Annotated in this window: 12 protein-coding genes; all 12 read right to left on the bottom strand. The window is 28.8% G+C overall.

Annotated features, from left to right (window positions below):
* Positions 1-24: 24 nt before the first annotated feature.
* Positions 25-1,245, bottom strand: coding sequence for an aspartyl protease family protein (locus EQG68_RS02550; RefSeq protein WP_129463214.1), 1,221 nt, complete (start codon positions 1,243-1,245; stop codon positions 25-27).
* A 25-nt stretch (positions 1,246-1,270) separates the two neighbouring features.
* Entirely contained in the window at positions 1,271-2,674 is a 1,404-nt protein-coding gene (locus tag EQG68_RS02545) for a DUF4932 domain-containing protein (protein ID WP_129463213.1), read from the bottom strand.
* Between the two features lie 323 nt (positions 2,675-2,997).
* On the bottom strand, positions 2,998-3,492 hold the full coding sequence (locus EQG68_RS02540) for a LysE family translocator (protein ID WP_222845196.1): 495 nt from the start codon (positions 3,490-3,492) through the stop codon (positions 2,998-3,000).
* Between the two features lie 6 nt (positions 3,493-3,498).
* Entirely contained in the window at positions 3,499-3,867 is a 369-nt protein-coding gene (locus tag EQG68_RS02535; RefSeq protein WP_129463212.1) for a hypothetical protein, read from the bottom strand.
* A gap of 105 nt (positions 3,868-3,972) precedes the next feature.
* A complete protein-coding gene (locus EQG68_RS02530) occupies positions 3,973-5,307 on the bottom strand; it encodes a serine hydrolase domain-containing protein (RefSeq protein WP_129463211.1) in 1,335 nt (444 codons plus the stop codon).
* Positions 5,304-5,672 carry a MarR family winged helix-turn-helix transcriptional regulator gene (locus tag EQG68_RS02525; RefSeq protein ID WP_164975372.1) on the bottom strand — a complete coding sequence of 123 codons (369 nt, stop codon included), beginning with the start codon at positions 5,670-5,672 and terminating at the stop codon, positions 5,304-5,306. The genes EQG68_RS02530 and EQG68_RS02525 overlap by 4 nt, the downstream gene beginning before the upstream one ends.
* Positions 5,673-5,823: 151 nt before the next feature.
* Positions 5,824-6,144 (bottom strand): alpha/beta fold hydrolase, encoded by a 321-nt coding sequence (locus EQG68_RS14990; protein WP_164975371.1) that lies wholly within the window; start codon positions 6,142-6,144, stop codon positions 5,824-5,826.
* 6 nt (positions 6,145-6,150) lie between these two features.
* Positions 6,151-7,395: a hypothetical protein gene (locus EQG68_RS02515; RefSeq protein WP_129463209.1), complete on the bottom strand. Its 1,245-nt coding sequence runs from the start codon at positions 7,393-7,395 to the stop codon at positions 6,151-6,153.
* 63 nt (positions 7,396-7,458) lie between these two features.
* Complete coding sequence (locus tag EQG68_RS02510; protein WP_246011617.1) at positions 7,459-8,811, bottom strand: serine hydrolase domain-containing protein; 1,353 nt, start codon at positions 8,809-8,811, stop codon at positions 7,459-7,461.
* Positions 8,812-8,935: 124 nt separating this feature from the next.
* Entirely contained in the window at positions 8,936-9,280 is a 345-nt protein-coding gene (locus EQG68_RS02505; RefSeq protein WP_129463207.1) for a hypothetical protein, read from the bottom strand.
* A gap of 131 nt (positions 9,281-9,411) precedes the next feature.
* Entirely contained in the window at positions 9,412-11,109 is a 1,698-nt protein-coding gene (locus EQG68_RS02500) for a serine hydrolase domain-containing protein (protein ID WP_129463206.1), read from the bottom strand.
* A 261-nt stretch (positions 11,110-11,370) separates the two neighbouring features.
* On the bottom strand, positions 11,371-13,089 hold the full coding sequence (locus tag EQG68_RS02495; RefSeq protein WP_129463205.1) for a serine hydrolase domain-containing protein: 1,719 nt from the start codon (positions 13,087-13,089) through the stop codon (positions 11,371-11,373).
* Positions 13,090-13,129: the final 40 nt, after the last annotated feature.

Raw genomic sequence — 13,129 nt, 5'->3', positions numbered from 1 at the left:
CGTTTAACATTGCCCGTAACTGGTTTATAAGTCATATTTAGAATGTAATAATTGATTGGGCTTTAAATAAACTTCATAATTTTTAAAATCGATGATAGCATTAAATCGTTTTAATAAATCATTGCCTAAAATATCTTTATATTCAAGATTCTCAGGATCTTTTTCTGCAACATAAATAGGTATTTCATAGGTTTCTAAATCTCCCATTTTTAATTTTGGAAGATGATATACATTACTCTTAAATTTTGCCCCTTGACTTCCCGAACTGATAGCAGTCCCTTTTAGCTCCAAATTACTAAAATTGAGTTTATTAGTTTGAGTGAATTTTTGACTCAAATAAAAGCTGCCATTACCTCCAGTATCATATTCAAACCAACCAGAATGATTTTTAATATTAACAGAAATAGCACCTTTAATGTATGGTATGCCATCAATCATCATAGTTTCCATCTTCTTATAACCTTTTGTTATCGTTTTTAAAGACGAGTGAATTACTAAAATTTTTTTATCATAATTTATTTCAACGATTTTATCGGCAAATGCCGTCCATCCCATAACAATATCAAAATCACGGTTTTTATAATCAATAGAAGTAAAAATTATGTTATCCCAAACAAGGTTTCCAACTTCCACGGTATTACCAGAACTCGTCTGCTTTATTGAACTGCCATCAGATCCATTATTTAAGGTTTCACCATCCAATTTCATAGCAACTTTGTCCCCTATTAAGGAAGTAGTTATTGCAAATGAATTAGCCCCAGTATCGAATATTAACTTTAACGGTTTTGAATTGTTTACTTTGCCTTCAATATAAATTCTATTATCGACACCAATACTAAACGGTATGGTATCACTTTTAATATTAACATCCTTATTCAATCGTTTATATTTTAATGCCAACATATCTAAATTTCCAGCATTCAAAGTATCTGTAATTATTCTTGTTTTAGCTTTTTGGTCTTTATAGCTTACAATGAATTCATACTTATTATTTGGTACTACATCAAATGTTAACGTATCAATATCCGAACAAAAACTTATTTTTTTATTTCCTGTAAACTTGTTTACGGTATATTCATCCCATTCCAGTTCTGGGCTTACTTTCCAAATGCTTGGAAAAAGAACATTGCCTTCTTGAATGCTTAACGTTTCTGAATTGGTTTTTAAAATAGGAAGTTCTTTTTCTTTTTCTTTTTGAGTGCAAGAAAGAACTATCAGGGATAGTAAGATGATTGTTTTTTTCATAAATTTATTGTTTTCTGTTTTTAAACTATTTTTCAGTTTTAAAACTTATAATGTAATCTTGAGGAATCTCGCTAATACTTCTTGGTGAAAGACCTACTAATACCATCTTGTATTCTGTATTTGCATTTAAATTACAAGTTAAAGTTATTGATTCTCTATTTTCAGAATAAGTAAGGTTTGTAAATTCCGGAAATGCTGCATTCTCATCAGTTGGTCTTAAAAAATTTACCTCGCTAAAAGGTTTATCAAAATTTAATGTAATTTGTTTTAAATTAGAATTAACATTAGTATCTCCGTTATTGAACTCGGATATTGAAACCAATCGAGGTTTTAATTTTTCAACTTTTAAAATCATTTTATCAATATTTTTAGCATATTCTTTATATGAATCTGCTAATATTGGATAATAACTTTCTAGTGTAGGATATTGTTTTCTATTAGTATCATATTCTTCTAGTTTAGAAACCAAATCTTCAATCCAGACAAATCCTCTATTCAATTGTTCATTTATTTCAAGGTTAATTTCTTCAATTGTAAAATTATTATCCTTCATATATTTAATAACAGCTGCTCTTACTAAAGCTTCATTAAACAAAGTTTGCCAGTCTCCGTATCCTCCTTGATTCATTTTGTCTTTTACTGATAAAAAAAGAGTTTGGCAGCTTTCTTTAAAAGGATTTTCATTCTTTTCAAGAATGTAATTAATGAAAGAATGATTGAATTCATGAACAAGTGTTGGAAAATAACTAGAAATTTTAAATTCAGGCATACCTTCATGGTTTGTGTTCCATGTACCCATAATAGCATAAACTTCTTTCTCACCGTTTTTTAAAGTTACTGAAGGTCCATAATTACCTCCTCCTATACCTAATCCGATGATAATTTTAAAACTTTCATTGGCTTCTTTACCATAAAAACTTTTATACCATCCTGCATTTAATTTATTAAATATCGGCAAGAAGCTATCGCTTATGTTTTCATAGAAATTCTCATTTTGTTTAAAAAAATCTTTTGAATTGCTATCCTTATAAAAGAGATGTAATAATTCAATAAATTTATAAGCATTTCCTTTGCCCCAACGAACATCTGGTATGGTATCTGAAAATGGGACAATAGGATTGAAGTTTTTATCTAAATGAATTGCCATTGACATGACAGCATCATAGCTTACCCCATTTTCGTTTCTTATCTTTTTTATAAAATCGATTAATTCATGATTTTTATAAAGATTATAATGGTTATAAATTTTATCTGTATATTTTTTAAACAAATTTGAACTATATTCTTCACTTTCTGCTAATCTAAAAATGATACTCAAGAGCTCAACGCGTTCGTCGACATATGGTTTTTGAAGTTTTTGTTGCTTTTGTGAAAATGATCCTAATGAAATTAAAAAGAATACTGTTACTAAAAAAAATTTTTGATTCATAATTTATTGATTTTGATTGATGATGATTTAATTACAAAAATATAGCACAATATTTTTTGCTTGATTTATATTTTAATGAAAAGGTATCAAATAAATTATATAGGACTAATTTATTCCTTTTCTTGTAAGATGAAGCTTTGATGTGTACCAATTCTTTTTGCTTTAAGTTATCCTTAATTTATGAATTACTTTCAAGTCAATGCGATTTTAATTCCTAAAGCAATAAAAATTGTTCCTGTTATTTTGTCTATCGCTTTTTTTATTTTATAATTCTTTTTTATCTGATTAAAAAGCTTAGAAGCTAACAAAGCCAATATTAAACACTATATAGTACCTGTTATTAAAAAAGTAATACCAAGAATTAAAAGAGGAAATACATTGTTTGCATGATTGGAGTCAACAAATTGAGGTAAAAAAGCTAGAAAAAAAAGAGCTACTTTTGGATTTAAAAGATTGGTTAAAATTCCTGAAAAATATACTTTTTTGTAACTAACTGTATAAAAACCATCCTGCAATTCAAATTTTTCATCATTTCTCTTAAATAAAATTTTCGCACCTAAGAATATCATATAAAGTGCTCCAAGATATTTTACTATATCGAAAGCTAAGGCTGATTTTGATAAAATTACAGACAAGCCTAGCGTTGAAAAAAGGACATGAAACATAGCACCTGTTGAAATACCTAAAGCCGATAATATTCCTGCTTTTTTTCCTTGTGATACACTCTGGCCGAGTATATACATGGTATCAGTGCCTGGTGTTAGATTCAAAAGTATTCCTGCTAATAAAAAAGATTCAAAATTTATTATTCCATACATAATTAATCAATTGAGTTTATTTCTAAAAATATACCCCATAAAATCTTTTGTTAGCATACTATGGTGGTCTCCTTTTACTTCTACGACATCAACACCCTTAGAATAAAGAAAATTAATTTCTCTTTGGGATTTTCTACCATTTGCTTCGTCTTCTGTTGCATAAACTGTTATCAGTTTCTCAAAGTCTTCCTCTTTTATGGACTGGGTATACTGTTTTTGGATGTTATTCTTGACCAAGACCGTTAAATTATCAGCTAACTTATCAAAAGAATGCTTTATGGGAAAATCATCAGGTAGCCAGCCAAAAACTTTTTTTGCTTTTGGTTCTACACCTTTTTCCCATAGGATGTGTGTATGAGCAGTAGAGGATTTCACTTAACTACTTTTCGGATTACAATATACTTTAATTAAACGAAAAAGCAGTTCAGGTTAACACCTAAACCGCTATTGCTTATACACGTTTTTAGCAAACGTAGTTTTTTATTTTTGTGATTCTAATATTTTCAGCTTCTCAATTGCCTGCTCGTTTTCAGGATTTAATTCCAAGCTCTTTTTAAAGTTTTTAATGGCTTCTTCATTCTGTCCTGCTTGTAGTTGAAAATCTGCAAGAAAACTGTAAGGATACCATTGGTCAGGATATGCTTGAACTAACAGTTTTAAAATATCAATGGCTTTATTTGATTGTCCTTGCATAGCATACTTTTCTGCATATTCAAAGGCATTTCTATCAATTATATTATTTCCAAGTTCGGTAAGTTTTTTGCTTGCCTCATCAAATCCTTTGTCTTGATACGTTTTAATTACTTGTTCCGTATTTAAAAACTTTTCTATTTCAGGCGTACTTCCAAAAAACTCTTTTCTAATGTTGGTTCTTACTTGAGCCCAACCGTCATTAGGACTTCTGTTCGACATTGTTATGATTATAAGAGGTTCTCCAACAACCATATCCAACTCCCCAGAAATTCCTGGTGCTCCACCGTTATGTCCGTATATTTTTGTTCCGTTTAAATCTCTCAAACTCATTCCATACCCATAACCATTGTTAAAATGGTCAGTAGTCATTAATTTAAAAGATTCTTCGTTTACTAGTTTATGGCCTTGAAAGGCAAGTGCGAATTTTTGTAAATCTACAACTGTCGAATTACCACCACCTGCTGAACCTGACAATGGTCCGGTGGAAGTCATATTCGCTGGGTTGAATATGTTTTCAGTCAAATATTCATTATAACTTTTACCTACTATTTTTTCTATCATTAGACCTAAAACGATATAACCTGCATTGCTGTACCTCATTCTTTCTCCAGGTTTAAATTCCAAAGGGTCATTTACAAAAAAGGGTAAAAAGTCGGCTAAATTATTAATCGAATCTTTACGCATATCAAATTCGGGACTAAAGTAATCTCCCAACCCTGAAGTATGTGATAACAATTGCTGAACTGTAATCACTTTAGCTTCGCTATTCGGATAATCAGGTAAAATTTCGCCAATTGTTTGTTCGAGTGTAAGTTTCCCTCTTTCTTTTAATTGTATTATGGAAACGGCTGTAAACATTTTTCCCATTGAGGCTATATCATATTTTGTCTCAATTTTGTTGGTTTCCTTATCGTGTTGATTAAATCCATAAGCACTTTGAAACAAAATGTCATTACCGTCTGATATTAAAACTGTTCCATTGTAGTTTTTACCCAAATCTGTACTGTCTAAAAGTAACTTAACATTAGTTGCTTTTTCCGAATACTGGGAAATTGGGTATTTTGTGTTTTTACAGGAATTTAAAATTCCAAGGCAAACTATGCCGATGATTAGTTTTTTCATTTTGATGTATTTAAAATTATTGTATTTAGTGCTTTGAAAAGATTTTCTTGTTCTTCTTGGTTTAAACCCGCTAAGGCGATATTTCTATTTTTTTTGATGATTGGAATTGCTAATTCTATAATTGTTTTCCCTTTGTCTGTGATTCTTAAATCTTTTTTTCTACGGTCATCCTTGTTTTCTGCTCGTAATAAAAAATCTCTTTTAACCAAAAGTTCTGTCATTCGGGTTATTGAAGCTACGTCTTTGAATAGCAATTCTGATAGCTCTACTTGGCTTATTTCGGGTCTTTTTTCGATTTGAATTAACATTAAAATTTGGTTGATAGTAATAGAGTAGCCAAGTTCATTCAAATTGTTTTGTGCCATAGTTCGATATTGTTTTATGGCTTTTTCTATTTGGTAGAAAATTGTTTGTTCGGGATTTTGAAAGTCTATTTCATTCATTGATACAAATATAATTGATAAATCAAATATATGGTAAAAATTTTTTATTTGAAATGATTGTCCACTATTTTTACTAACTTATATATTTATCTGGTTTTAATTGCGACCAACTACTTATATCGTCGTCAAAGTCTGTTCCCATTATCACAACTTTATCTGCCAAATTGTTTCTAGATGCTATGTATTCTAAGCATATTGAAGCACCATAAGAATGACCTACTAGATATACTTTCTTATTTCTTTGCTTCAGGTAATTGATAGTTCTATGTAATATTTCAGCCTTTTTTCCTTGTGATACACTTTGACCGAGTATATACATGGTATCAGTGCCTGGTGTTAGATTCAAAAGTATTCCTGCTAATAAAAAAGATTCAAAATTTATTATTCCATACATAATTAATCAATTGAGTTTATTTCTAAAAATATACCCCATAAAATCTTTTGTTAGCATACTATGATGATCCCCTTTTACTTCTATGACATCAACACCCTTAGAATAAAGAAAATTGATTTCTTTTTGGGATTTTCTACCATTTGCTTCGTCTTCTGTTGCATAAACTGTTATCAGTTTCTCAAAGTCTTCCTCTTTTATGGACTGGGTATACTGTTTTTGGATGTTATTCTTGACCAATACCGTTAAATTATCAGCTAACCTATCAAAAGAAAGCTTTATGGGAAAATCATCAGGTAGCCAGCCAAAAACTTTTTTTGCTTTTGGTTCTACACCTTTTTCCCATCTTATATATTCTCCTGGTTTTAATTGTGACCAACTACTTATATTGTCGTCAAGGTCTGTTCCCATTATCACAACTTTATCTGCCAAATTGTTTCTAGATGCTATGTATTCCAAGCATATTGAAGCACCATAAGAATGACCTATTAGATATACTTTCTTATTTCTTTGCTTTAGGTAATTGATAGTTCTATGCAATATTTCGATACTTTTTTCATTTTCCATACGGCTTTGTTCTTCGGTCAAAACAGGATTTGTAATAAGTAATTCCGGATTCAACATTTGAGCTTGGAATGGATATACCCTCAAAATTGTTGAATCTTTATCCATTAAATGAAGTGCGTCTTTTGCATTGATGTGCAGTTCGGTATCAGGACCTCCTTGCAAATAAACATAGGCTGTGCTTTTATTAAAATCTCCACGAGATTCAAAAAGCTTAAGGGTATCTGAAGGAATAACGGTTTTACTATAAGGTTCAGCATCCAGAAAACCATAATGATAAAGTTGTTTATGTTTTAGTAGCATTGCTGCTTTTTTATAACTTTTAATAGCGTGCTGATAATTATTATTTTTTAGATAAGCTTCCCCCAAACTATCGAAAGCATTCCCAGAATTAGGAAAAGATTCCGTATTGAACTTGAAAATTTCAATTGCAGCTTCTGGTTTTTTAAGTTCATAAAGCAACTTATAACCTAGTCTATTTAGTTCATTTTCATTAATTGTATAATCACTATTCCTTTTATTGGATTGAAACCATTTTAAGGCGTTATAAACACCTTCTTTTGTAATTAGTATCTCAACCTTGACTGCTAAAGATTTTTTGTCTTGATTTTCATTTTTTTTGTTTTCATTGTTTGAAAAACAGCTTATGTAAACTCCGAATAGCAGTATTAATAATACTTTTAAATTCATAATTTATTCTTATTTTATTAAATTTCTATACCCAAGAACTTAAAGATCTGATAAAATCAAGCTTTATTGGGTTATTTTTCGTTTTGTTATTTGATCTACTCCTTGCTCAGGTTGTTGAACTCTATACCCAATTACTTCACTATTTTTATCTAAGATGAATGTATAAGAGACCTCTGGACTGAAACCACTAACTATAAATTTTGTTTTACTAACAGGAACTAACTCCAATTTTACTTGTGGGTTCATAGGAATCCATAGTTTATTATCTTCAAACACTATTTCTTTTTCTTTCCCCTTATCTGTTATATAAATTCCTTTGTATTTTAATAATAAATCATCTTCCAATATGATTGGCTTTTCAACAGGTAAATCATAAAGAATGCGACGAACGTTTTTGATTGGAATTTTGGTTTCTTTATTGGAATTATTTTGAAGAATTATGATGGTTTTATCGTTATCTAAATGGCGATCAATAAATGTTAAATAACCAGCCCAACTGCCAGTGTGATATGCTATTTTTCCATAAATATCATTGTCCGCCAAAAACCATCCATAACCGTAATCAGTTTCTTCATTTTCATCTGTTTTGTAAGATGAGAATATTAATTTTCTGTCGTTATTATCTATAAAAGAATTATTATAAAGGGCTCTATCCCATAAAAGTAGATCGTGTATATTGGAATTTACCATTCCATCACCAACAATACCATCTAAATAAACTACGTAAAAATCATTTCCTAATTCATCTGGTAAAATCTTTCTTTGGAGACTATCTGAAAAAATATATCCCAATGCGTAATTCTGCATTTTCTTAGGAAGAAACCTTCTTCTGTAAATAGTTGTATTGTTCATTCCAATAGGGGAAAATATCTTCTCTTTTAGGTATTCTTCAAATGATTTTCCACTCACTCTTTCAATTATTGTTCCTAATAGCAAATAACCAGTATTGCTGTAATCCCATTTTTTGTTAGGCTCAAATTCCATTTTAGGCTTAATTTTTTCTAAAAGAGATATAATATCATCATTAGTAGCAATTTTTGTTTTGTCCCAGTAATCTTCTGCTAATCCCATATAATCGGGTAAACCACCAGTATGAGTTAATAAATTATGAATGGTAACTCCCTTGTAAATTTTAAGTTCGGGAATGTATTTTGAGATAGTATCATTATAAGATAGTCTACCTTCTTTTTCTAACTGAACAATACCCATGGCAGTAAATTGTTTTGATAATGATGCCAATTCAAAAACAGTTTCTTCATTCAACTTTTGTTTTGTTTCCTCATTAGCTAGGCCATAGCTTTCTTTAAAAATAATTTCTCCTTTTTCCGCTATTAGAACATTGCCATTGAATTTCCCTTCTTTATGAAGTTCATTAAAAAAAATATGTAATTGATTAACTTCCTCTTGAGCAGACATGTTCAAGAAACTAAAAATTAGAATTAGAAAATATGTTTTTTCCATTTTAAATAAAACTTTAAAGTTCAATCTTTATAAGTAGATATTAATTAATAATTTGTTCTATAATTCATTAATTTACAGTTTAATAACTAATCGCTATAAAATTCTCCTTTTCTGTAAATTTCTGTATAAAACTAAATTCAAATGAATCTAGATATTCTTTTTTTATATATTTTTTCAATTCCAACAATTCATCAAATGTGAAAATGAAATCATCTGCTTTGAATTTTGTATAAAAATTTGGTTTTACTCCTTTTCGTTGATATGAAATACAAACAGAATAATATCCTTTTTCAACTTCAATTTTTCCATTTTCCAATTCTATTTTTCGTGTCGTTAAAAATTCTGAATAATCAGTTTTTAACTCAGGATTATCTTTGTGAGAAAGCCATTCAAATTTTGGTTTTGGTTCTTTTATTATCTTCATCAAATAAATATCTAATCCCATTTCTTCTTCAAATAAATCTTTAAAAGAACATTCCTTTTACGTTCTATACTTAAAATATATATAATTCATAGTAATAATTTTAAAAACAACCTTTTTTTAAGCTCTTAATACTATTCTCTTTTGAAATATACATTTCTAGCCCTATCGGATGTGACCCTAAGCCCAGTAATTTGTTCTTGATTGTTTTCTTCGAACTCAATAAATCTAAATTGCCAATTACTTCCAATAAAACCATTTTTTTTGACCGATGCAACAGCAATATTTCCCATTTTGGGATGGATAACATAAAGCAAATCGTCCATAACTTTTAGTTCATAGGTTGTATCCAATTCTGGACTATAGTACGAACCTTCGAATATTTTTAATTGTTTTTTAGTGTAAGTCTTTCTATTATATTTATCATACGTTTCTACTATTGTACCATTCATCAAAATATTTATTGTAACTTTTTCTTGTTCTTTTCTAAACTCTGCTGTAACAGTAGGATTTCCATCAAATTGAAATATTCCTTTTCCAATTGGAATTAATTTGGTTTCTCGATGGTTTTGTTCCGGCCTTGAAAAGTATAGACTACCATCTTTCATTATTAAATTTCTGATTAAAAAATTCTCGTTACTTAGGTAATGTCCTTCTAATTGTTTAAGTTCAGAATTTTTGATTTCAATTTTTGTATTTCTATTATTTTCGGGTAATGGTAGAATTTGTTTGTGTGAATTGTTTTGTTGTGAAGAAGTCATCATTATATCGGCAAGTTCAAGAGCTTTACCTTCAGTATTAACCGTATTGTTATTACTTAATAAAAAAACAGCTGCTTTATGCTGAGGAAAAAGCCCCATAAAAGCAACATAACCTGCATCACCTCCAGGATGGTTTATATAAGTATGACCATTGTAGATACCCACTCTTAAACCTAAACCATATCCTGTAGTTTGGCCGTTGTTTAAGAAAGTTTCGGTTGTCATCTTTTTGAATAGCTTATCGCTTCCTACTTTTGGATTAAAAAAATTTAACACCCATTTACTAAAATCTTTTATATTGGTGTAAATTCCTGTTGAACCATAATAAGAATAATTTGCAGGGGCATTAACATAGATACTATTTTCAATTTCGTAAGATACAGCCCTATTCTTAATCACTTTGTGATAGTCATCCATGACAAAAGTATCATTCATTTCTAGTGGCTCAAATACCCTTTTCTTTAAAAATTCTGGAAAAGACATACCTGATACACGTTCTACAATTTCTGCCAACAGTACATATCCAGAATTGGAATATCCATATTTTTCTCCTGGCTTAAAATTCAATTCTCGCTGTGAAAAAATAATCTGTAAAGCATCTTTTTTGGTAATTACATTATCAGAAATATAACCTTTAAGACCTAGTAATTGAAGATGACTTCGTATACCACTGGTATGATTTGCTAATTGCTTTAAAGTAATTTTTTGTCCATAATCATAAAGTTCAGGAATATATTTATGCACATCATCTTCTAATGATAGTTTGCCTTCCTGCTCCAATAATAAGATAGCAAATGCAGTAAATTGTTTTGAAACAGAAGCTAGATTAAATATGGTATTTTCATTTATAGATATATCATTTTCAAGGTTTGACATTCCGTAAGACCTGAAAAATTCTAGCTTATTATCTTTTATAAATCCAATTGAAACTCCAGGTACTTCGTTATTATTGTAAGTATTAAAAATTGAATCAACTTTATTTGATTTAATATGTACATTTTGAGCATTTATCTTAATTGTTGAAAAAACAATAATTAAGATGAAAAATATTTTGTAAATCAATTTATCCATATTTTTTTTAAATCTTTTATATTAATTTTAATGATAACTAACTTTTTAAGCTCTTAATATTATTCTCTTTTGAAATATACATTTCTAGCTATATTGTCTGTATTTCTTTATATTTCTTGTCAAAAATAAATGGTTATAAATCCGATTAAATCTTATCTATATTGAAATTAGTATCAAATAAGTTTATTGGTACAAATTTTAAATGATTACTTTGAAAAACTTAGATAATAAGATTTTAGAAAAGATTAAAAAAAATGTATATTATTGTTTAAAAAATTTGATTGCTGCTGTATCTCTATCATTAAAAATTGTCATAGAAGTTTTGTCATCATTCTCATTAAACTTGATTTTATTTAGATACCAAACATCACTTGAGAATTCATTAATATTTGTATTGGTTAATCTTATTTGTGGATTGAAGAAGTTAGAAAGAAATAAGTTGCCATTCTCCATTGTAACCTGAAAATAAGTTTGGATTTTATCTGAATAATAAAACCCAGTTAATTTTTCAAGATTAGTATTCTGCAAAGGTTTCTTTTCAGAAGAAGTTACTTTTTTATTGGATTCTTTTTCAAATATTGTAGCTTTTAATTTTTCCAGTTGAATTTCATCAGATAACATGATTTCAAAAATTTCTGATGCTAAATCGTACGTTTTCCACATTCCATTATTGGCTAAAAGTGCAACAGAAATATTTTTTTCTGGGAATCTAGCCAATGAAGTTCTGTAACCAGAAGTTAATCCTAAATGGCTAATCATTTTATTGCCTTTGAAAGAAGAATAAAAATTGCCAAAAATGTAGTTTACTTCTTCTCCATTATTGAGAAATGTCTTTTTGTTATAAAGTGTACTTTCTTTTGATATGGAATCTATATGTGTAATCCATTTAGTTAAATCATCAATATTTGTGAGGATGTTTCCTGGACCAGGAGCATCAAAATTTACAGGGCTGATTATATACTCTCCATCTTTTGACTTAACATAAGATTCTGCTTTATTGATAACAACTGTATTCATATCATCCAAAACTAGAGTGCTACTCATTCCTATTGGAATAAAAACATTTTCTGACATCCATTGATTAAACTTCATTTTTGTTACTCTACTAATAATTTCAGCTAACAATACATAACCTGTGTTACTATATTGAAACTGTTCACCAGAGTTAAATAATACATCTTTATTTGAGTAAATAAATTGAAATTCTTTTTCTTTTGGAATAAATGAATTGTCATAGCCAGCAAGAGCTAAAGGAAAATCATTTTCATAAAACCCACCAGTATGATTGAGTAAATTTTCAATTTTTATTGGTTTGGAATATTCAGGCAATTCAGGAATAAATTTTCTAATGTCATCGTTTAATGAAATAAGTCCTTTTGAACTTAATAATGAAATTCCATAAGCAGTAAATTGTTTTGAAACAGAAGCAAGATTAAATAATGTTTGTTCATTATTTTTACTTTGATAACTTATATTAGACAAACCATAACATTCTTGTAGTATTACTTTTCCTTCATACATAATACTTACACAACTTCCTGGTTCATTCTTCGGATAAAATGATTTTAATAGTTTTGAAATAATTTCTGCTTTATCATTGGTGTTGGATTTTATCACTTTAAGTTGCAGATTATATTTGATAGCATCCTTTAATTGATGTAACGGAGTTATTTTTATATTATATTTCCCTGTTTCTCTAGCATGGAAAATAGGAATATCGGTTCCATCAAAAGTTTCTGTTTGTTCTACAATTTCATTATTTTCATTCCAAGCAAGAAATTGTAAATCTGAAGAATAGTTGGTTATGTAAAAGATAACTAATTCTCCTTTATTCAAATTAAGAGTAAAAACATGCTCTGAATTTGGTTTAAGTATTTTTTCTCTTTTAACTTCAGGAATTAATTCTTCTTGCCCATAACTAAATTTTGTGTTAACAAATAGTAATAGAATACATATCCAAAAAGCTTTTGTTGAATTCATGTTATAACGATTTAATTGATTTGCGAAGATGATAATCTAC

The organism is Flavobacterium piscinae (assembly GCF_004122145.1).
Lineage (GTDB): Bacteria > Bacteroidota > Bacteroidia > Flavobacteriales > Flavobacteriaceae > Flavobacterium > Flavobacterium piscinae.
This window is presented reverse-complemented; position numbering and strand designations above follow the sequence as displayed.

Coding starts and splice junctions, on each gene's coding strand:
- EQG68_RS02550 (WP_129463214.1), bottom strand. CDS start 1,245: ATGAAAAAAACAATCATCTTACTATCCCTGATAGTTCTTTCTTGCACT.
- EQG68_RS02545 (WP_129463213.1), bottom strand. CDS start 2,674: ATGAATCAAAAATTTTTTTTAGTAACAGTATTCTTTTTAATTTCATTA.
- EQG68_RS02540 (WP_222845196.1), bottom strand. CDS start 3,492: ATGTATGGAATAATAAATTTTGAATCTTTTTTATTAGCAGGAATACTT.
- EQG68_RS02530 (WP_129463211.1), bottom strand. CDS start 5,307: ATGAAAAAACTAATCATCGGCATAGTTTGCCTTGGAATTTTAAATTCC.
- EQG68_RS02525 (WP_164975372.1), bottom strand. CDS start 5,672: ATGGCACAAAACAATTTGAATGAACTTGGCTACTCTATTACTATCAAC.
- EQG68_RS14990 (WP_164975371.1), bottom strand. CDS start 6,144: ATGTATGGAATAATAAATTTTGAATCTTTTTTATTAGCAGGAATACTT.
- EQG68_RS02515 (WP_129463209.1), bottom strand. CDS start 7,395: ATGAATTTAAAAGTATTATTAATACTGCTATTCGGAGTTTACATAAGC.
- EQG68_RS02510 (WP_246011617.1), bottom strand. CDS start 8,811: ATGTCTGCTCAAGAGGAAGTTAATCAATTACATATTTTTTTTAATGAA.
- EQG68_RS02505 (WP_129463207.1), bottom strand. CDS start 9,280: ATGAAGATAATAAAAGAACCAAAACCAAAATTTGAATGGCTTTCTCAC.
- EQG68_RS02500 (WP_129463206.1), bottom strand. CDS start 11,109: ATGGATAAATTGATTTACAAAATATTTTTCATCTTAATTATTGTTTTT.
- EQG68_RS02495 (WP_129463205.1), bottom strand. CDS start 13,089: ATGAATTCAACAAAAGCTTTTTGGATATGTATTCTATTACTATTTGTT.